Raw genomic sequence first — 18,579 nt, 5'->3', positions numbered from 1 at the left:
GCCACCGGCAAGGCTAAACGGAGCGAATCGACAACGATAGCCGGCCGGAAGGCATAGTCCGAACGGCTGTTTACAGCTCACTGCGGGACAACGAACAGCATTTTATTCTCGTTTCGCGAACTTCGCGATATGCGAATAATGAGACGACCTACCGCTGCCCAGCGGTCGTCTCTCCATCATGCGCAAGCCACTGACGTGGTCGCCTTCGAGCCCGTCAGCGGCCCCAACTGCTTTTCGGCGCCGGTTCGGCCGGCCAGCGTAGATCCTGGGGCTGGGCGGCCGGATCGGGCTCGACCCGCTCCACTGCCCCGACCCGATGACGCAGCCCCGCCGCCGCGATCGTGCGCGTGACCTCGGCCATGAATGCGCGCCGGAACACCGCCGCCGAAAACCGTTCAGCGTTCGCACGGCATGCCGCCGGCGTGATCTGGTTGCGCTGACGCTCGAAGCGATCGATCGCGTCGAGCATCGACACTACCGTCTGGCGCGCGAAATACACGCCGGTGGGATGCGCCTCGCCGATCGGCACCACGGTTTCAAGCGCGCCGCCCTTGCCGAATGCGATGACCGGCGTACCGCATGCCTGCGCTTCGAGCGGGACGATGCCGAAGTCCTCTTCGGCGGCGAACACGAAAGCTCGCGCGCGTTGCAGGTGATCCTTCAGAACCTCGAACGGCTGATAACCGAGAATCGTCACATTCGAGCGGGCCTTGGCACGGATCGTCGCCATCTCCGGCCCGTCGCCGATCACGATCAGCTTGCGGTGCGGTGTGGCATTGAAGGTCTCGACAATCAGATCGATACGCTTGTAAGGCACCATTCGCGAAGCAGTCAGATAAAAGTCTTCCTTGCGCGTACACAGTTCGAATTCCTGCACGTCGACGGGCGGCGGAATCACGGCCGCATCGCGCCGGTAGGTTTTCATCATGCGGCGCGCCACGAACTGCGAGTTCGCGATCAACCGGTCGACGCCGTTCGCCGAATGCGAATCCCAACCGCGCAAGTAGTGGAGCAGCGCGCGCGCCGCCCACGACTTCGGTCCATGCGTCAGATTCGCTTCGCGTAGGTACTGATGCTGCAGATCCCACGCGTAGCGCATCGGTGAATGCACATAACTCACATGCGTCTGATCCGGGCCGACCAGTACACCCTTGGCGACCGCATAAGAACTCGTAATGATCAGATCGTAGCCGGACAGATCGAACTGTTCGACAGCAAGCGGCATCAACGGCAAATAAGCTCGATAGTGGCGTCGTGCGAACGGCAGCCGCTGAATGAACGATGTCGTCACGGGCTTGCCGCCCAGGGGTCTACGGTCTTCGAGGAAATCGACAAGACTGAAAAGATCCGCGTCGGGAAAGCACTCGATGATCTGCTCAAGCACCTTCTCCGCCCCGCCCGGCGCGACCAGCCAGTCGTGCACGATCGCCACTTTCATGATCCCCCCGATTTTTAATTAACGCCTCTTGGGCTTAGCAACGAGTGTATGTGGCGCATCGTTGGCTGTGCGTGCGCGTGCCCACATTCGACGCGCGACTGTACGCGAATAATCAGGTATCGCCATTCGCCTATTGCGAACCTGCGCCTTCTCGCTTTCTATTACTTCGCCTTCCTATGCGCCCGACGATCGAAGCCTCGCCACTCGCCCCGCTTACTCATTCCTTGCAACTGGTTCAGCCCACGCTGATCGATCCACCTGCTGCACCCGCGCCTTCTGCATCGACGGCAACCGCTGCAGCGCCCGCCATACCTCGCGTGCTGTTCGTCGATCAGAGCGGCCAGCTCGGCGGCGCTGAATTCGCGCTGCTGCAACTGGCGGGACATTGCGCCGCGCGCAGCGAAGTCGTGCTGCTTTCCGATGGCCCGTTTCGCGCGCGCCTCGAAACGCTCGGCGTGCGCGTGCAGGTGATCAACGACGCGCGGGTGTCGAACGTCGAGCGGCAAGCGTCTGTGTTGAACTGTCTGCGCGTCGTGCCCGGCATCCTGCGTCAGGTGCGCGCAATCGCCACGCGTGCACGACGTTTCGACGTGCTGTTTCTCAACACGCAGAAAGCGCTGGTGCTCGGCGCGCTCGGCAAACCGCTGCATCGCAAACCGGTGATCTGGTATCAGCACGACATTCTCACGCGCGAGCATTTCGGGCGCGTGCAGTTGAGTGTCGTCAAATGGCTGGTGCGCTTCGCGGTCGATCACGTGGTGGTGAACTCGCAGGCGTCAGAGCGTTCGCTCGCGGCGCTGACCGGCAGCGCGGCCGGCTCGGCACCGGTCGTCTATAACGGTATCGACGCCGCCGCGTTCAGCCGCGTGAACGGCAGCGACATGGCCGCGCTGCGGCGGCGCCTCGGCTTGCCGGAAACGGCCTGGCTCGCGGGTCTGTTCGGCCGCCTCGCGCCGTGGAAAGGCCAGCATGTCGCGCTCGACGCGCTCGCGCGCTTGCCGGACGCGCATCTCGTGCTGGTCGGCGCCCCGCTATTCGGCGAGGATGCCTATGCGCAGCGCCTGCGTGAGCAGGCCGCGGCGCTCGGCGTGACCGATCGCGTGCACTTTGCGGGCTTTCAGGACGACGTGCCCGCGTGGATGAAAGCGATGGACGTGATCCTGCATACATCGACCGAACCCGAGCCGTTCGGACGGGTGGTCGTCGAAGGGATGGCGGCGGCGCGCCCGGTGATCGCCTCGGCGGCCGGCGGCGTAACCGAGATCGTGCGGCACGGGCACAACGGCTGGCTGGTGAAACCAGGGGATGTCGCGGCGCTAGCGGAGGCAATCGGCACGTTGCGTGCCGATCCGGCCTTGGCGCAGCGTCTTGCAAAACAGGCGCTGGCCGATGCGCAAGCGGAATTTTCGGTGGAGCAGTATTTGCAGCGGATGACGCAGGCGATCAGGCAGGCCGCGCGTTGATGCACGCGTTGATGCAGCTTAGCGCACGTTAAGCATGCTCACGCATATCGACTCGAGTCCCGCATTCGCCGTCTGCGCGAGCCGGTTGACCCGAACTCGCGCGCGACGATCGGGCGGCGTTGCTCAGCCCTTGCTGTACTCGATCGTCTCGACGCCGGTGTCCGTGCCGAGCAGGCACAGATTGGCGCCACGACTCGCGAACAGGCCCACCGTCACCACGCCCGGCCATGCGTTGATATGCGTTTCCAGCGTGCGCGGGTCGCTGATGCGCAAACCCTTGACGTCGATGATCTCATTGCCGTTGTCCGTGATGAACGGCACGCCTTCCTTAGTGACGCGCACCACCGGCACGCCGCCGAGCGCCGTGACGCGGCGGCCGATCGAGGTGCGCGCCATCGGCACCACTTCGATCGGCAGCGGGAAATTGCCGAGCGTTTCGACCAGCTTGCTGGCGTCCGCGATACACACGAACACGTCCGACACCGACGCGACGATCTTCTCGCGCGTGAGCGCGCCGCCGCCGCCCTTGATCATCGCACCGCTGTGGTCGATCTCGTCGGCGCCGTCCACGTACACCGGCAGCAAATCGATTTCGTTGAGATCGAGCACCTTGAAACCGTGCGACTGCAGCCGCGCGGTGGTGGCGAGCGAACTCGACACCGCGCCGCGATAGCGCGTTTTGTCGGCGGCCAGCGCGTCGATGAAACAGTTCGCGGTGGAGCCGGTGCCGACGCCGATCACCGAGCCTTCGGGCACGTTGGCGTTCACGTAGTCGGCGGCGGCCTGGCCGACCAGTTGTTTGAGTTCGTCTTGAGTCATGGAAGAGGCTGGCGGGCAGTAGAAAAACGGTAGTTTACCGGAGTGGCGCGCGAGCGCCGGCCGGGCTTACTTCTTCACCGCCCGCTGCCGCACGGCTTCGAACAGACAAACGCCGCTCGCCACCGAGACATTCAGGCTTTCGACCGTGCCCGCCATCGGAATCTGCATGACCACGTCGCAGGTGTCGCGCGTGAGACGCCGCATGCCCTCGCCTTCGGCGCCCATCACCAGTGCCACCGGACCGTCCAGCTCGGTGTCGTAGAGGCTTTTGGTGGCCTCGCCGGCCGTCCCGACGACCCACACGCCCGCGTCCTTCAACTCGCGCAGCGCGCGCGCCAGATTCGTCACGGTGATGTACGGCACGGTGTCGGCCGCGCCGCTCGCCACCTTCGCGGCCGTCGCGTTCAGACCCACCGCGCGGTCACGCGGCGCGATCACCGCGTGCGCGCCGGCGGCATCGGCCACGCGCAAGCAGGCGCCGAGGTTGTGCGGATCGGTCACGCCGTCGAGCACGAGAATCAGCGGCGAACCGTTGATGCCGTCGAGCAGCTCGGCCAGGTTCTGCGCGAGCGGCATGTCGCCCGCGCGCGCGACCACGCCCTGATGGCGCTCGGTGTGCGCGAGGCCCCACAGACGCGTTTCGTCGGCGGCGATCAGGCGCACGCCGGCCTCTTTCGCCGCGTGCAGGAATTCGGTCATGCGACGGTCTTTGCGCGTCGCGTCGTAATAGACATCTTCGACTGTCGACGCATCGTGCCGGATACGCGCGGTCACTGCGTGGAAACCATATAAAACCTTGAGACGTGCCATGACTGATACAACCTTTGATTGAGCGCGCGTGCAACACGCGCTGCTGTGATGAATATGAATCTGCGCAAACCTGCCTGCCGCGCTTCGCCGCCACGTTTCGCCGCCACGTTTCGCTGCCGCGTTCGAATGCCTGCCGGCGATAAAACGCAGACCGCGCGCATCGGGCACGTTGCTACGTGCCCGATGCGCGCGGTTCAGGCAGTCCGGCGACTTCAGCGCTTCTTGCGTGCCTGCGGTTTCGACGCCGATTTGGTCGCGGCGCCGTGCTTCTTCGCCGCGCCGCGCGCCGCGCGCGCTTCCTTGACCGCCTCGGTTTGCGCGGGCGCGGCGCGCTTGCGGCGCGCGCCCGGCGCTGCCGTGCCGCCTTCCGCCGGCGGCAGCGCACGCACGCGTGCACCGCCGTTTTCAGCGGACGACTTGTCAGCCCCCGGCCCACGCGCCAAAGGCGGCTTGATCGGCGTGTCGCGCACGAGCCGGAAGTCGATCTTGCGCGCGTCGAGATCGACACGGCTTACCTGCACCCGCACCCGATCCGACAGCCGATAACGGATGCCGGTGCGCTCGCCGCGCAGCTCGTTCTTGATCTCGTCATACTGGAAGTAGTCCGAGCCGAGTTCCGTGACGTGCACGAGGCCTTCAATGAAGAGCGAGTCGAGCTGCACGAAAATGCCGAACGAAGTCACGCCATTCACCATGCCGCCGTACTCTTCGCCGAGCTTGTCGCGCATGAAGTAGCACTTCAACCAGGCTTCGACGTCGCGCGAGGCTTCGTCGGCGCGGCGTTCGTTGGCCGAGCAATGCAGACCGAGCTCTTCCCAGATCGCCACGTTGTTGCCGCGCACGCGGCCGCGTTTTTCGTCGTCGGCCTGCTGCATGGCGCGAGCGCGCGGCGAGAGCGCCGTATTCAACTCGACGCCTTGCGGCGGCTCCGGCTGATACTTGCGGCCCTGCAGGATCGCGTAGATCGCGCGGTGCGTGAGCAGATCGGGGTAACGTCGAATCGGGCTCGTGAAGTGCGCATACGCCTCGTACGCGAGACCGAAGTGGCCGATATTGTCCGGGCTGTAGACGGCCTGCTGCATGGAGCGCAGCAGCATGGTTTGCAGCATCTGCGCGTCGGGCCGCTCGCGAATCTGCGCCATCAGCGCGGCGTAGTCGCTCGCGTGCGGCTTGTCGCCACCGTTGAGCGTGAGGCCCATGCCGCGCAGGAAGGTGCGCAGATTCTCGAGCTTTTCCGCGGTCGGCCCGGCATGCACGCGGAACAGTCCCGGATGTTTGTTGCGCTTGAGGAAGTCGGCCGCGCAGACGTTAGCGGCCAGCATGCATTCCTCGATCAGCTTGTGCGCGTCGTTCCGCGTGCGCGGAATGATCTGTTCGATCTTGCCCTGCGCATTGCAGACGATATACGTTTCGGTCGTATCGAAGTCGATCGCGCCGCGTTTCTGGCGCGCGGCGAACAGCGACTTGTACACGCCGTACAGATTCTGCAGTTGCGGCAGCAAGGCGGCGCGGCGCGCGGCCTCCGGGCCCTTGGTGTTCTTCAACACCGCGGCGACTTCCGTATAGGTGAGCCGCGCGGCCGAGTGCATCACGCCGGGATAGAACTGATACGCCTTCACTTCGCCGCGCGTGGTGACGATCATGTCGCACACCAGCACGCAACGGTCGACGTTCGGATTCAGCGAGCACAATCCGTTCGACAGCTTCTCCGGCAGCATGGGAATCACGCGGCGCGGGAAATACACCGAGGTGCTGCGCTCGATCGCGTCCGCGTCGAGCCCGCTCTTCGGATGCACGTAATGCGACACGTCCGCGATCGCGACGATCAGGCGGAAGCCCTCGCCGCGGCCGACCTGAACCGGCTCGCAGTACACGGCGTCGTCGAAGTCGCGGGCGTCTTCGCCGTCGATCGTGACGAGCGGCACGTCGCGCAGATCGATGCGATGACGCGCATCGACCGGGCGCACTTCGTCGGGCAGCCGCGCGGCTTCGTCGAGCGCGGCCTGGCTGAATTCGTGCGGCACACCGTATTTGCGCACCGCGATTTCGATTTCCATGCCGGGGTCGTCGATATCGCCGAGCACTTCCACCACGCGGCCGAGCGGCTGCGAATGACGGCTCGGGAAATCGGTCAGCTCGACCACCACCACCTGGCCCACCTTGGCCTTCTTGGTGTTCTGCTGGATCAGAATGTCGTGGCCGATACGCTTGTCTTCGGGCGCCACAATTAGCGCGCCGTTCTCGTTGAGCAGCCGGCCGATCACGCGCTTGTTGGCGCGATCCGTGACCTCGACGATGTGCCCTTCCGGACGGCCGCGCCGGTCATAGCCGACGATGCGCGCGAGCACGCGGTCGTTGTGCATGACCTTCTGCATCTCGCCGGTGGGCAGGAACAGATCGTCCTGGCCGTCGTCGCGAATCAGAAAACCGTAGCCGTCGCGATGGCCTTGCACGCGGCCCGCGACGAAGTTCGACGGATGAGTCAGTTGATAGAGATTGCGCTGATCGAGCCGGATCTGGCCGTCGCGCTCCATCGCGCCCAGGCGCTTGAAAAATCCTTCGCGCTCCTGGCGCTTGATCGACAAGGCTTCGGCGATGTCGTTCGCGGCAAGCGGCGCTTCACTCGTGCGCAGGACGCCGAGGATTTCTTCGCGGCTTGGAATCGGATACGGAAATTTGCTCAAGGGCTTGTCGATGATTTTTTCTCGTTGCATGGACGTCGGTCTGCGATGTGGCTCGGCTTGGGAAGCGATGACGGCGCGCTTCGCTTGCGCTTCAGTCGCGCTTGAATTGCACCTGCAAATGCACAGAAAAGACTGCTCGGGTCCGGCTCGGTCAAGGCTGAGTCCGACGGGCGTGTGCACCGTGCCAACGAACTACTGCGAGGCATTCTAACACCCGTATTGCGCGCCTAGCGGCCCGTCAATAGTCGCCCGGCGGTTGCTGCGAGACGCATGCACGCTCCTCGGAGCGATGTTCAGGCGAGTTTTGAGAAACGCTTGACAGTCACCAATCTGTCGCTATAATGTCGGTCTTTGCTGTTCATCACCTGCCCAGGTGGCGAAATTGGTAGACGCACTAGGTTCAGGTCCTAGCGGTGGCAACACTGTGGAGGTTCGAGTCCTCTCTTGGGCACCAGATTCAAAAGTAAAGCCGCTTACGAGCGGCTTTACTTTTTGTGTGAACCCATGTGATCCGTTTCTGTTTATCGGCGTGGATCACGTGGTGAAATGAGTGGTGGCAGGACGGTTGTCGAGCAGTGAAAGCATTCCTTCATTGCACGCGATATCCGCGCGGTTGATTGGAGCGAAGTTAGTTTGAATGTGGGGATTGACACGCTGCATCATCACGCTAAAATAGCGGTCTAGGTTGAAAACGTGCCCAGGTGGCGGAATTGGTAGACGCACTAGGTTCAGGTCCTAGCGGTGGCAACACCGTGGAGGTTCGAGTCCTCTCCTGGGCACCATCAGTTGTTCCGGCGTAAGCCGGTGAAGTTCGAGAAACCCCGTAAGATCAATGTCTTACGGGGTTTTTTGTTGCCTATAGTTCCCGTGGTTCCCGTGGTTCCCGTGCGCGCCACTGGCATTGCTCCGCTACCGACGACCGAGCACGGGCAAGGATAATTTCCTCAGCCTCGGCCCCTACCCCGATATCACGCATCGTTGATGCGCGACGGTCGGCCACTACCGCACGCAATCTCGTACGCGAAGGCATCGATCCGGTTGCATATCGCCAGGCCGAGTCCATCGCCCGCAAACGCCTGGCCGAAGACGCCTTCCATCTCGTGGCCCCGCGCTGGCTCGACTCGTTCGCATGTTGATGCCGGCATGCCCGCTCACTGCGGCACAGCGGTCGTTCGCCAACGGCGATCGCGAACGGCCGCTGGGACATCAACGAATTCACACTGCCGCCCTACTTCGGCCGCTCCGGCCAGCCCGTCCACAACGACCGCCTTTAAGATATTCCGGCCTTCCGCTCCATCCAGTCGGCCGGCGCGCCCTTGACCGGAGCCGTCGGTAGGATGTCCGCCAGGCGAGGACTTTCCATGCGTTTGCGTTCCACCACCGCTCACCGCGCCGGACCATCCGCCCCCTCAGGCGTGAGCACTTCAACCATCGCTTTATGCCTGCGAGGAATGACTGTTATCGACGGTGCCTGCCTTCTTAGAAAAAGGGCTGACCTTCATCATTTGCTCACCGTCAACCAGCAGGAGCAAAACGATGAGCAACTTCCAAACCTACACGATCGATAACGCACCGGCCGCCTCGAAGGCCAGCCTTGAAGACACGAAGCGCGCGTTTGGCTTCGTCCCCAACCTTCAGGCGCATATGGCGGAATCGCCCGCGCTGCTGGCCGGTTACTCGGCGTTGTGGGATCTGTTCTCAAAGAGCACGCTGACGCCGCACGAACAGCAGGTCGTCTACCTGACCTCGAACTTCGAGAACAACTGCCGCTATTGCATGGCCGGTCACAGCACGCTGGCGAAAGTGATCAAGATGGACGCAGGCGTGATCGCCGCGCTGCGCGCCGGCACGCCGCTGCCCGATGCAAAGCTCGAAGCGCTGCATCGTTTCACGACGCTCGTGGTGCGTGAGCGTGGCTTTGTTCCCGACGCTGATGTCGACGCCTTTCTCGCCGCAGGCTACACCCGTCAGAACGTCCTCGAAGTGATTCTGGGCGTGGCAACCAAGGTGATGAGCAACTACACGAACCACATCGCCCACACCGAGCTCGACGGCTTCATGGCCGGTAACGAGTGGACCAAGCCGGTCGCTGTCGCTGCCTAAGCCGTCTCGGGGAGCCGCCTCGCGGCTCTCGTCCAATCCCATATCGAAGCTCACCGAGGAACCGAAATGTCCGCGTTCGACCGCTATAAAGACGCATACGCCAACGCCAGACTGACCCGTACGCCGGACGGCGTGCTCGAAGTCCGCTTCCATACCGACGGCGCGAAGCTCGTCTTCAATGGCCATACGCATGAACAGTTCACCGACATGTTCCATCAGATCGGCGCAGACCCGGATAACCGCGTGGTCATCCTGACCGGTAGCGGTGACGCTTTCATGGACGCGATTTCGCCGGAAGGTTTCGATTTCTTTACTCCGCGCGGCTACGACAAGATCTTCCGCGAAGGCCGCAAGATATTGATGAACATCCTGGACGTCGAAGTCCCGATGATCGCCGCGCTGAACGGCCCGGTCCTGCTGCATTCGGAATACGTCCTGCTGTGCGACATCGTGGTGGCCACACCCGAGACGGTGTTCCAGGACATGCCGCACGCTGCGTTCGGCATCGCCCCCAACGATGGTGTCCATCTGCTGTGGCCGGAAATGATCGGCAGCATTCGCGGCCGGTACTTCGTGCTCACGCAGCAAAAACTCGACGCTGCGGAGGGGAAGTCGCTGGGCGTCGTCAATGAGATCGTACCTGCGGATCAACTGCTCAGTCGTGCGCATGCCATCGCCGCGACTATCGCAAAGCAGCCCCCGCTCACCACCAAATACACCCGCATCGGCCTGACCCAGCGGCTGCGTCGCGTGATCGACGAAGGCATCGGCTACGGGCTGGCGCTCGAAGGTATCACTGCGGCCGAAGTGGCGCGCATTGCGGCAGCGCAGAACGTAGCCTGAAGCCACCGGCTCGTTGGTTCCTCAATTCCTCTTTCTCTCGACGGAGAACACTCATGTCACTGCAAGACAAACTCGACGCATTCCGGGCCGACTTCAAGGCGGGCAAGCCGCCGTTCAACGCACCGCCGGAGATTCATTCGGTGATGGAACGCGCCACGGCAGAACTGATTGCGAGCGGGCAGGCCGCCGGAGCCATTAAGGCCGGTGATCGCGCGCCGCACTTCAACCTGAAAGATCAGGATGGCAACGACGTGTCTTTCGCAGCGCTGCTCCTGAAGGGGCCACTGGTCGTGACGTTCTATCGCGGCGCCTGGTGCCCGTACTGCAATATCGAATTGCAGGCGATCAACGAAGTGCTGCCGCAAATTCAGACATATGGCGCGAACGTCGTGGCGATCTCACCGCAGACACCGCTCACTAGCCGCAAGTCGGTGCGCACCAACGAACTGGGTTTTCCGGTGCTGAGTGACATGAACGGTCGTGAACGGTCAGACGCGCGCCGACTTCGGACTGCGCTTCGCGCTGCCCGACTATCTGGTCGAGCTTTACAAGAACCTGAAGAACGATCTGCCGACGTTCAACAACGATCCCAGCTGGACCTTGCCGATGCCGGCGCGCTATGTCATCGGACAGGACGGCATCGTGCTGTATTCCGAGGTCAATCCGGACTACGCGCGTCGTCCCGACCCGTCGCATATGTTCCCGGTTCTGGAAAAAGCGACCGCCAACGCCTGAGCCTTACTGCTCAGCGCTTAAGGCTAAACGGTCACTACGCCGCGCCGGAGAACCCGCCGCGGCTTTTCGATTCCTTCCTGTTCTTAAAGGACATTTAATGACACAGCGTACTTTTCTCGTTACCGGCGCGACCAAAGGCATCGGTCTCGCGCTGACAGAGCGCCTGATTGGCGACGGCCACCGTGTCGTTGGCCTCGCGCGTGAAGCAAGCGATTTTCCGGGTGAACTCGTCCGTGTCGATCTCGCCGACCGTGATGCAACCAACGCCGTGCTCCAGGATCTGGTGCGCCGGCATTCGTTTGACGGCGTGGTGAACAATGTTGCGCTGGTCAGGCCATAACGTCTGGGTGAAGTCGCGCTCGACGATCTCGACGACGTCCTCGCGCTGAACCTCCATCCGGCGGTCCAGACCGTTCAGGCGTTGCTTCCCGGTATGCGGGCCCGGGGCTGGGGATGGGTCGTGAACCGCCTTCATGACGGGTCAGACGCTGTACGTCGACGGCGGCGCGTCGATCGGCAAGCTAGGGTTCTGAGGGCGTGCCGGCATTGCCGGCAGACGCGACGCCCACTACCTCCGCCACGAAAGCGACGAAGGCGCGCGCCTTCGCACTCACCAGGCGTCCGGCAGGGAATACCGCCCAAAGGTCGATCGGGGGCAATTCCCAGTCGGTCAGCACCGCCTTGACCGTACCATCGGCAAGTTCCGGAGAAAACATCCATTCCGACGCGATCGCGAGGCCCATGCCGCCGAGCACCGTCGTGCGGATGCCCTCGGCGGCGCTGACACTGACGCGACCCGACACGACCACGGCTACTTCCTTGCCGTGCTGGCTGAACGCCCAGGATTCGCCCCCACCGCGTAACGAATAAACCACGGCCTGGTGCTGGCTCAAATCCGCGGGCGATTTCGGCACGCCTGCTTCGGCGAAGTAGCCGGGTGTGCCGACGACCAGCCTCCGGCTCCGCCCAATGCGACGCGCGGTCATGGCCGAATCGTCGAGCGAGCCCATGCGCAATGCAACGTCCACGCCTTTTTCGAGCAGGTCGATGGTGCGATCGTCCAGCACGATGTCAATCTGCAGATTCGGGTGGCGGTTCATGAAGGTCTTGAGCGCCGGCAGGATGTGCAGGCGTGCAAAGGTCACTGCGGCGCTGATGCGTAGCACGCCCGACAGTCCAGTAGACGCGTCGCGCACCACCTGTTCAGCAAGATCCACTTCTTCGATTGCGCGCCGCGCGTGCTCGTAGAACCGCTGACCCGCATCGGTGGGTGTCAGGCCGCGTGTCGAGCGCAGCAGGAGTCGCACGCCGAGCCGCTCTTCGAGCTGCGCGATCGACTTCGAGACGGCCGGCTGCCCGAGCTTAAGCCGTTTTGCGGCCGCCGAGAATGAACCCGCCTCCACGACACTGACATACGTTTCCATTGCTGCCATCCGGTCCATGCCGCTGCTTCTCCTTGAAGGATCGTGAAGTCCGTGTCGTGGCTGAGATGTTTTAAGCCCGAAGTCTATCGCGTCGGAACACGGTCGATGAAATTGGCGTTGTCGAGCGGGCTTTGCAATCCGCACAATCCACGGAAACGATCCGCAGAGACTAAACAGCCCCGCCGCAGGGGATCTTGCGGCGGGGCCAGTAACAACGCTCGCTTCTGGTTCAGATGACCGGCGCTTCGCTGTGGAAGGAATAATCGGTGTAGCCGCGCGCATCGCCGCCATAGAACGTCGAGCGGTCGTAACGGTTCAATGGCGCCCCGACGCGCAGTCGCTCGGGCAGATCCGGATTGGAGATGAACAGGCGGCCGAACGCGACAAGATCGGCGTCGCCTGCCTCGATCATGCGATGCGCACTATCCGCAGTAAAGCCCCCCGCCGCGATGAGGGTGCCTTTGAACACACGACGCAGATCCTTTGCCGAAACCGCCGATACCGCTGCATCGACGTCGTCGTTACCGCGCACACGAGGCTCGACCATATGCAGGTATGCCAGGCCGTAGCCATCCAGACGACGCGCGACGTAGCCGAACGTAGCATGCGGATCGCTATCGGACACCGTGCCATACGAGCTTCCGGGCGAAAGACGAACACCGATCTGGCCAGCGTCCCAAACTGAACCGATGGCATCGAGCACCTCGAACAGAAAGCGCGCGCGATTCTCTAACGAGCCGCCGTATGCATCCGTGCGGTGATTCGAGCCGTCCTGCAGGAACTGGTCAGGCAGATAGCCATTGGCGGCATGCAGTTCGACGCCATCGAAACCGGCCTGTTTCGCAAGCGCCGCGGCGTGACGGAATTCTTCGATCACGCCGGGCATCTCTTCAGGCGCAAGGGCACGAGGTAGCACCTGTTCGACTTCGATAACCTGGCCGTTTTCGTCGTGGATTGCCGAATGTTCATAGGCGCGCACGGCTGAAGGGGACATTCGGTGTGAGCTCGCAACAGGCGCGAATGTAGCGTCATGGCCGCACTGTGCCGGACGACGACTGGCTCAGTGCGACCCTGAGCAGCCGCTGGGGTTGGTGAAACATTAATAGCGGCTTCCAGGACCGTTTCGGACATCGGCCCCGTTATTCGCTGCACCTCGTAGCCGGTGGTGTATGCATATCGTTCGTGCGACGTGACAGGACGCGCTTGCCGTCTTGCTCATTTCTTGCTCTCAGGAAACATACATCCGCCATTGCGGACCAGCGCCTTCACCTCTTCACTCACCTGCAAGGGGCTCTGACTCAATCGAGCAACGAATTCCTTACGGCGCCGCACGTACGACTTCGAATCGTGCTTCGCACTCCAAAGGACTATGGTAAGCACGACAGGAATGAGGTCCAGGCCCTTCTCGGTCAGCGTGTAAAAGTCCTTCCGCCTGTCGTCGGGGCTGGGTGCCCTCGAGAGAATTCCTTGCTCCTCAAGAAACGCAAGGCGGGAAGCAAGGACATTGGTCGCGATTCCCTCTTCCGATTTCAGGAACTCGCCATACGTCTTCTTGCCGGCAAAAACGATGTCGCGAATGATCAGGAGCGACCAGCGGTCGCCGAAGATCTCCACGCCGTAGTTCACTGCGCAATGGGACCGAACGTCTTCTTTAGATGTCGTCTTCATGGCTAGATATTAACATCGCTTGCTTGATGCAAGTAAAATTCCATGTTTACTTGTTTTTTGCAAGTAATTTGAATAGGATGGTTGCTAGTGGTTACGAGCGCCACCCAACTCACCAGGAGACAGCACATGAGCACTATCAGCATCATCGGCGCAGATGGCATGGCCGCAGCGATCGGCGGTCTTGCCGCCGGGGCCGGACACACCGTCGAGATGATGAGTCGCGACGCCGCCAGGGCGCGGGCGCTCGCCGAGCAGGTTGGAGCCGGCGCGACGACAGGAACGTTCGGCGCCGCCCCGGCCGGGGACATTGTCATCCTGGCGGTTCCCTACTCCGCCGTTCTCGGCGTGGTGAAGCAGTACGGCGAAGAGCTGGCAGGCAAGGTTCTAGTCGACATCACCAACGCCGTCGCCTCCGACCACACGAATTCTGTGACCCTCCACTCCGTCAAGCCCACCCACCTCTCAATCGGCGGCAGCCTTCTCGGCTGAGTGCATCGGTACCACCACTTCTCGCATCACATCACCTACAAGGAGCAATAACATGCACGTTTTGGTCACTGGCGGGACCGGCCATATCGGTTCGTACATCATCCCCGAGCTCATCGCCGCCGGCCACGAGGTCACCGGCCTGGCCAGGTCGGACAAGTCCGCGGCGGCGGTGTCCGCGCTCGGGGCCAAGGTGCGTCGCGGGGATGTTTCCGACCTCGATGGGCTCAAGGCGGCAGCGGCGGATTCCGATGGCGTCATCCACCTCGCGCACAGGCAGGACCTGCTTCCCTCCGGCGGGATCGATGCCGTGGCCGCCGCGGAACTGCAGATCATGCGCGCGTACGGCGAGGCGCTGGCAGGGACCGGAAAGCCGCTGGTCGCGGCGGGGAGCATTGGCTCGCCCGGGTGGGAAAACCTGGGCCGGCCAGCCACGGAGGAGGATCCGCCCCTTCCCGGCGGCGACGAGTACAGGGGAACCCTGCGGGTTCGTAACGTCGTGGAGATCGCTGTGCTCGGCCTCGCGGCGCGGGGCGTGCGGTCTTCGATCGTGCGGATTCCTCCCATCGCGCACAGCACGACCGATAGTGCCGGCTTCCTCCCGCTGCTGATCGGGCTCGCGAAGCAGAAAGGCGCCATCGGCTACCCCGGAGATGGCGCGAACCTGTGGCCGGCCGTGCACAGCCGCGACCTCGCCTCCTTGTTCCGGCTGGCGCTGGAGAAGGGTCCGGCTGGAAAAAATTGGCACGGGATCGAGGGCGCGGGCATCCGGTTCCGCAAGATCGCCGAGGCCATTGGCAGCCATCTGGGCCTGCCGGCCGTGAGCATTCCCGCGGACGTACTGATGCTGCCGGGATACTTTGGATTCCTCGCGAATATGGTCACGCTGAACCTCCCGGCGTCCAACCTCATCACCCGCCAGACCCTCGGCTGGGAACCCGCCCAGCCCTGGCTGCTCGCCGATCTGGACAACGGCCATTACTTCCCTGCCGGCTGAGTCGAGCTGAGGCAGGGAGCCGGGTCGCAACGAGCCCGGCGGACAGCGATGTCGCGATGCCGTGATCCGTTCGACCAAAGATTCTGTCGACCCGGGGATGTCATGAGGGATGACGCACGCAGCTCGCCACACACGAAATATTAGCCGGGGGATGCCCCGGTTAAAGACTACGGAGCAAGACCCCAACTCACGAGGAATCTGCACATGAGCACTATCCGCACTATCCGCACTATTAGCATCATCGGCTCGGGAGGCATGGCCGCGGCGATCGGCGGCCGTACCGCCAAGGCTGGGTACACCGTCGAGGTAATCAGCCGCGACCCCCGCCAGGGCGCGGGCGCTGGCCGACCAGCTCGCAGCCGGAGCGACCACAGGGACGTACGGCGCCGCGCCAGCGGGCGACATCGTCATCCTCGCCGTGCCGTACAACGGTGCGGCGGCGGTGGTGGCCGAGTACAGGAAAGCGCTCGACGGCAAGGTGATCATCGATATCACCAACCCGATCTCCCCCGACGCCACGGGCCTCGTCACCCCCGCCGGCAGTTCTGCTGCGCAGGAGATCGCCAGGGGCGCCCCCGTCGGCGCGCATGTCGTGAAGGCGTTCAACACCCTCTTCGGACCCGTCCTTGCTCGGGGTGGGCGCCTCGACGCGTTCATCGCGGCCGACGATCCGGAGGCCAAGGCGCGCGTCTCAACCTTCATCGAGAGTCTCGGCCTTCGTCCGTTCGATGTCGGCGGCCTACATATGGCCCAGACGCTCGAGTCGCTTGGCCTGATGCTCATCGGTCTGGCCAAAAACGGCGCCGGCACCTTCGACATCGCCTTGAAGGTCGATGTCGGCTGAATCACCGACACCTCGTCCTCACCGGCAGGTCCACGACACCACTGGGAACAACACGTCTCTCACGTCGTTCTCATCGACCAACTCGGCTTTTCGGCCATATGAAATCGCGCCGAAGAGCGTGGGATCTACACGCTGCGGCGGCTCGGCCTGGAAATCCTGCGGCAGGTCAAGGGAGTAGAGACCGTCCGACTTCTGTGCGGAGGAATTCCACCTGCCGCCCTCCTACGAACGCGGAGGGTCGTATGACTCAGCGGTTCTTCAGCGTCCTGCTAAAGCAAACGGTCTCGCTCGGCGAGAATGCTCACCATTTCTGCCATGTTCTCGGTTCCCCAAGTGCACAGCGGGACAATCCTGTCGGCCAGACTGCGTCCGAGCGGGGTCAGCGCGTAGTCCACGCGCGGTGGCACCTCCTTGTAGTCGGTCCGCGCCAGCACGCGATCGGCTTCCAGTTCCTTCAATTGCTGGATCAGCACCTTTGCGCTGACGCCGTGGACGTTGCGCTTGAGCTCGCCGTAGCGCTTCGGGCCGTCGAGCAGAAAGTACAGGATCAGCGGCTTCCACTTGCCCGCGATGATGCTGAGCGTGGCGGCGAGCCCGTAGGAGTAGCGACCCCCGCAATTTTGAGAACAGTCAGTCATTTTTCATGGTTACCAAAAGGTGCATACTTGTCCGTAGGTTATCAGAACTGCATACTGATCTCAAGCCAGCAGTTCCCTGCTTCCGTACAACTCCAAGGAAGGATGCACGACATGACCAGACTGAATGGAAAGACCGCTGTGATCACCGGCGGCGCTACCGGCATCGGCCGCGCCGCAGCAAAGCGCTTTATCGAGGAGGGCGCCTTCGTCTTCATCTACGGCCGCCGGCAGGAAGCGCTCGACGCCGCTGTGGCCGAGCTCGGCCCCAATGCCCGCGCGGTGAAGGGCTCGGTCTCGGATGAGGCCGACCTCGACCGACTCTACGCGGCGGTGAAGGCCGAGCGCGGAACCCTCGACATCGTCTTCGCCAATGCCGGGGCGGGAAGCCAGCTTGCGCTCGGCAAGATCACCGCCGAGCACATTGACGAAACCTTCGACACCAATGTGAAGGGTACGATCTTCACGGTCCAGAAGGCGCTGCCGCTGATGGGCCAGGGCGGTTCGATAATCCTGACCGGATCGAGCGCCGGCACCACAGGCGCCCCGGGAATGAGCGCCTACAGCGCGAGCAAGGCGGCAGTGCGCAACCTCGCGCGGACCTGGGCGGAGGATCTGAAGGGCACCGGCATCCGGGTGAACGTGCTGTCACCCGGGGCGACGGCGACAGAACTCGCGAAGGCTGCGCTCGGCGAAGAAGGCCAGAAGGTCTACGCCGCTATGACTCCGCTCCAGCGCATGGCCAATCCGTCGGAGATCGGGGCCGTGGCCGCCTTTCTCGCGTCGTCGGACAGCAGCTTCATGACCGCCAGCGAGGTCGCTGTCGACGGCGGCCTGGCGCAACTCTGACGCTACGCCCTACGGCGCTCCACTCGATTATCCGGAGCGCCGTAAGGCTCGGCAAACTGAAGGAAAATATATGAGCTACGCAATTATCGGCTTCGGCAAGATCGGCCAGGCGCTGGCCAGGGCGTTTGCCCGAAGCGGCATCGAAGTGTCAGTTGCAACCACTCGCGACCCTGAAAGCTTTGCATCCGCCGCGGCCGCGATCGGACCCACGATCGACTTCAGGGATGCGATCGTTCCCTCGCTTGCCCCAGTCGCGGATCTATTTCGATCACGTCCGACTAGATCGGACACGATCAGATGCAACAGAAATGGAGAGATTTCGATGAGCACGCAAGAGAATGTCCAGATTGTGAAGGATTTTTTTGCAGCAATGAGCCGCGGCGACAAGCAAGGTCTGCTGGCGATTTGTGCCGAAGACATTGAGTGGGTCATTCCGGGCGAGTGGGCGCTGGCTGGCACACACCGCAGACACGAGGGATTGGCGGATCTGCTTCAAAAGGCTTCCGAAATGGTGGAAACGTCATACCCACAGCCCCCCGAATTCGTAGCGCAGGGCGACCGGGTTCTGGTTGTCGGCTTCGCCACCGGCAGAGTCAAAGCCACGAATAGGACGTTCGAGGACGATTGGGTCTTCGCCATTACCGTTCGAAATGGCAAAGTGACGAACATCCGGGAGTACATCGACACGCTTGCACTGGCACGGGCCTCCGAACTTTAAGGCTGGAGCGGGCGCTGAATCCAACAACAGTAGACAATCCGTTGGGTCGAACTGAGTCTGTGG

The 18,579-nt window shown here is 62.8% G+C and carries 15 protein-coding genes, 2 tRNA genes and 3 pseudogenes; 12 read left to right on the top strand and 8 right to left on the bottom strand.

The window, feature by feature from the left end; genetic code table 11:
- Window positions 1–214: 214 nt before the first annotated feature.
- On the bottom strand, window positions 215–1,438 hold the full coding sequence (locus tag PDMSB3_RS08220) for a glycosyltransferase family 4 protein (protein WP_007182194.1): 1,224 nt from the start codon (window positions 1,436–1,438) through the stop codon (window positions 215–217).
- A gap of 176 nt (window positions 1,439–1,614) precedes the next feature.
- On the opposite strand from PDMSB3_RS08220, the gene PDMSB3_RS08215 reads away from it, so the two are divergent.
- Window positions 1,615–2,901, top strand: a complete 1,287-nt coding sequence (locus tag PDMSB3_RS08215) for a glycosyltransferase family 4 protein (RefSeq protein WP_007182195.1) — start codon at window positions 1,615–1,617, stop codon at window positions 2,899–2,901.
- Window positions 2,902–3,024: 123 nt separating this feature from the next.
- On the opposite strand, the gene rpiA is transcribed toward PDMSB3_RS08215, so the two are convergent.
- The 3 genes from rpiA to rnr all read right to left on the bottom strand — a co-directional run bounded on the left by rpiA (window position 3,025) and on the right by rnr (window position 7,244).
- Window positions 3,025–3,720, bottom strand: coding sequence for a ribose-5-phosphate isomerase RpiA (rpiA, locus tag PDMSB3_RS08210; protein ID WP_007182196.1), 696 nt, complete (start codon window positions 3,718–3,720; stop codon window positions 3,025–3,027).
- 66 nt (window positions 3,721–3,786) lie between these two features.
- The gene (rlmB, locus tag PDMSB3_RS08205) at window positions 3,787–4,530 is read right to left on the bottom strand and encodes a 23S rRNA (guanosine(2251)-2'-O)-methyltransferase RlmB (RefSeq protein WP_007182197.1); all 744 of its coding nucleotides are present in this window, start codon (window positions 4,528–4,530) and stop codon (window positions 3,787–3,789) included.
- A gap of 212 nt (window positions 4,531–4,742) precedes the next feature.
- A complete protein-coding gene (gene rnr, locus PDMSB3_RS08200; protein ID WP_007182198.1) occupies window positions 4,743–7,244 on the bottom strand; it encodes a ribonuclease R in 2,502 nt (833 codons plus the stop codon).
- 337 nt (window positions 7,245–7,581) lie between these two features.
- Here rnr and PDMSB3_RS08195 point away from each other — a divergent pair.
- The 6 genes and pseudogenes from PDMSB3_RS08195 to PDMSB3_RS38420 all read left to right on the top strand — a co-directional run.
- Window positions 7,582–7,668 (top strand) — tRNA-Leu (locus PDMSB3_RS08195).
- A gap of 241 nt (window positions 7,669–7,909) precedes the next feature.
- Window positions 7,910–7,996: transfer RNA gene (locus tag PDMSB3_RS08190), tRNA-Leu, on the top strand.
- Between the two features lie 754 nt (window positions 7,997–8,750).
- Window positions 8,751–9,317, top strand: coding sequence for a carboxymuconolactone decarboxylase family protein (locus tag PDMSB3_RS08185; RefSeq protein WP_165185718.1), 567 nt, complete (start codon window positions 8,751–8,753; stop codon window positions 9,315–9,317).
- Between the two features lie 66 nt (window positions 9,318–9,383).
- Window positions 9,384–10,160, top strand: a complete 777-nt coding sequence (locus tag PDMSB3_RS08180; protein WP_165185715.1) for an enoyl-CoA hydratase/isomerase family protein — start codon at window positions 9,384–9,386, stop codon at window positions 10,158–10,160.
- Window positions 10,161–10,213: 53 nt separating this feature from the next.
- Window positions 10,214–10,895 (top strand): annotated as a pseudogene (locus PDMSB3_RS08175) (peroxiredoxin-like family protein).
- A gap of 97 nt (window positions 10,896–10,992) precedes the next feature.
- Window positions 10,993–11,361, top strand: a pseudogene (locus PDMSB3_RS38420) (SDR family NAD(P)-dependent oxidoreductase); the annotation flags it as partial.
- 55 nt (window positions 11,362–11,416) lie between these two features.
- Here the strand turns inward: PDMSB3_RS38420 and PDMSB3_RS08165 are convergent.
- The 3 genes from PDMSB3_RS08165 to PDMSB3_RS08155 all read right to left on the bottom strand — a co-directional run bounded on the left by PDMSB3_RS08165 (window position 11,417) and on the right by PDMSB3_RS08155 (window position 13,987).
- A complete protein-coding gene (locus tag PDMSB3_RS08165; RefSeq protein ID WP_165185712.1) occupies window positions 11,417–12,337 on the bottom strand; it encodes a LysR family transcriptional regulator in 921 nt (306 codons plus the stop codon).
- Between the two features lie 211 nt (window positions 12,338–12,548).
- Window positions 12,549–13,313 carry an oxidoreductase gene (locus PDMSB3_RS08160; protein WP_310699013.1) on the bottom strand — a complete coding sequence of 255 codons (765 nt, stop codon included), beginning with the start codon at window positions 13,311–13,313 and terminating at the stop codon, window positions 12,549–12,551.
- Window positions 13,314–13,534: 221 nt separating this feature from the next.
- Window positions 13,535–13,987: a winged helix-turn-helix transcriptional regulator gene (locus PDMSB3_RS08155; RefSeq protein ID WP_007182207.1), complete on the bottom strand. Its 453-nt coding sequence runs from the start codon at window positions 13,985–13,987 to the stop codon at window positions 13,535–13,537.
- Between the two features lie 126 nt (window positions 13,988–14,113).
- Between PDMSB3_RS08155 and PDMSB3_RS08150 the strand changes: the two genes are divergently transcribed.
- The 3 genes and pseudogenes from PDMSB3_RS08150 (at window position 14,114) to PDMSB3_RS08140 (ending at window position 16,314) form a co-directional block, all read left to right on the top strand.
- Window positions 14,114–14,476 carry an NAD(P)-binding domain-containing protein gene (locus PDMSB3_RS08150; RefSeq protein WP_007182208.1) on the top strand — a complete coding sequence of 121 codons (363 nt, stop codon included), beginning with the start codon at window positions 14,114–14,116 and terminating at the stop codon, window positions 14,474–14,476.
- A gap of 52 nt (window positions 14,477–14,528) precedes the next feature.
- Window positions 14,529–15,470, top strand: a complete 942-nt coding sequence (locus tag PDMSB3_RS08145) for an SDR family oxidoreductase (protein WP_165185709.1) — start codon at window positions 14,529–14,531, stop codon at window positions 15,468–15,470.
- Between the two features lie 222 nt (window positions 15,471–15,692).
- Window positions 15,693–16,314, top strand: a pseudogene (locus tag PDMSB3_RS08140) (NADPH-dependent F420 reductase).
- A gap of 269 nt (window positions 16,315–16,583) precedes the next feature.
- Here PDMSB3_RS08140 and PDMSB3_RS08135 read toward each other — a convergent pair.
- The gene (locus PDMSB3_RS08135; RefSeq protein WP_007182211.1) at window positions 16,584–16,952 is read right to left on the bottom strand and encodes a winged helix-turn-helix transcriptional regulator; all 369 of its coding nucleotides are present in this window, start codon (window positions 16,950–16,952) and stop codon (window positions 16,584–16,586) included.
- Between the two features lie 111 nt (window positions 16,953–17,063).
- Here PDMSB3_RS08135 and PDMSB3_RS08130 point away from each other — a divergent pair, with 111 nt between their 5' ends.
- Both PDMSB3_RS08130 and PDMSB3_RS37805 read left to right on the top strand, forming a co-directional pair.
- Window positions 17,064–17,798 carry an SDR family NAD(P)-dependent oxidoreductase gene (locus tag PDMSB3_RS08130; RefSeq protein ID WP_165185706.1) on the top strand — a complete coding sequence of 245 codons (735 nt, stop codon included), beginning with the start codon at window positions 17,064–17,066 and terminating at the stop codon, window positions 17,796–17,798.
- A 70-nt stretch (window positions 17,799–17,868) separates the two neighbouring features.
- Window positions 17,869–18,516 (top strand): nuclear transport factor 2 family protein, encoded by a 648-nt coding sequence (locus PDMSB3_RS37805; protein WP_232064141.1) that lies wholly within the window; start codon window positions 17,869–17,871, stop codon window positions 18,514–18,516.
- Window positions 18,517–18,579: the final 63 nt, after the last annotated feature.

Source organism: Paraburkholderia dioscoreae (genome assembly GCF_902459535.1).
Taxonomy (GTDB): domain Bacteria; phylum Pseudomonadota; class Gammaproteobacteria; order Burkholderiales; family Burkholderiaceae; genus Paraburkholderia; species Paraburkholderia dioscoreae.
This window is presented reverse-complemented; position numbering and strand designations above follow the sequence as displayed.

What these genes read in the sequence shown, in the direction of transcription:
- PDMSB3_RS08220 (WP_007182194.1), bottom strand. Translation starts at nt 1,438, where the DNA reads ATGAAAGTGGCGATCGTGCACGACTGGCTGGTCGCGCCGGGCGGGGCG.
- rnr (WP_007182198.1), bottom strand. Translation starts at nt 7,244, where the DNA reads ATGCAACGAGAAAAAATCATCGACAAGCCCTTGAGCAAATTTCCGTAT.
- PDMSB3_RS08185 (WP_165185718.1), top strand. Translation starts at nt 8,751, where the DNA reads ATGAGCAACTTCCAAACCTACACGATCGATAACGCACCGGCCGCCTCG.
- rlmB (WP_007182197.1), bottom strand. Translation starts at nt 4,530, where the DNA reads ATGGCACGTCTCAAGGTTTTATATGGTTTCCACGCAGTGACCGCGCGT.
- PDMSB3_RS08215 (WP_007182195.1), top strand. Translation starts at nt 1,615, where the DNA reads ATGCGCCCGACGATCGAAGCCTCGCCACTCGCCCCGCTTACTCATTCC.
- PDMSB3_RS08165 (WP_165185712.1), bottom strand. Translation starts at nt 12,337, where the DNA reads ATGGACCGGATGGCAGCAATGGAAACGTATGTCAGTGTCGTGGAGGCG.
- PDMSB3_RS08130 (WP_165185706.1), top strand. Translation starts at nt 17,064, where the DNA reads ATGACCAGACTGAATGGAAAGACCGCTGTGATCACCGGCGGCGCTACC.
- PDMSB3_RS08155 (WP_007182207.1), bottom strand. Translation starts at nt 13,987, where the DNA reads ATGAAGACGACATCTAAAGAAGACGTTCGGTCCCATTGCGCAGTGAAC.
- PDMSB3_RS37805 (WP_232064141.1), top strand. Translation starts at nt 17,869, where the DNA reads ATGAGCTACGCAATTATCGGCTTCGGCAAGATCGGCCAGGCGCTGGCC.
- PDMSB3_RS08145 (WP_165185709.1), top strand. Translation starts at nt 14,529, where the DNA reads ATGCACGTTTTGGTCACTGGCGGGACCGGCCATATCGGTTCGTACATC.
- rpiA (WP_007182196.1), bottom strand. Translation starts at nt 3,720, where the DNA reads ATGACTCAAGACGAACTCAAACAACTGGTCGGCCAGGCCGCCGCCGAC.
- PDMSB3_RS08150 (WP_007182208.1), top strand. Translation starts at nt 14,114, where the DNA reads ATGAGCACTATCAGCATCATCGGCGCAGATGGCATGGCCGCAGCGATC.
- PDMSB3_RS08135 (WP_007182211.1), bottom strand. Translation starts at nt 16,952, where the DNA reads ATGACTGACTGTTCTCAAAATTGCGGGGGTCGCTACTCCTACGGGCTC.
- PDMSB3_RS08160 (WP_310699013.1), bottom strand. Translation starts at nt 13,313, where the DNA reads ATGTCCCCTTCAGCCGTGCGCGCCTATGAACATTCGGCAATCCACGAC.
- PDMSB3_RS08180 (WP_165185715.1), top strand. Translation starts at nt 9,384, where the DNA reads ATGTCCGCGTTCGACCGCTATAAAGACGCATACGCCAACGCCAGACTG.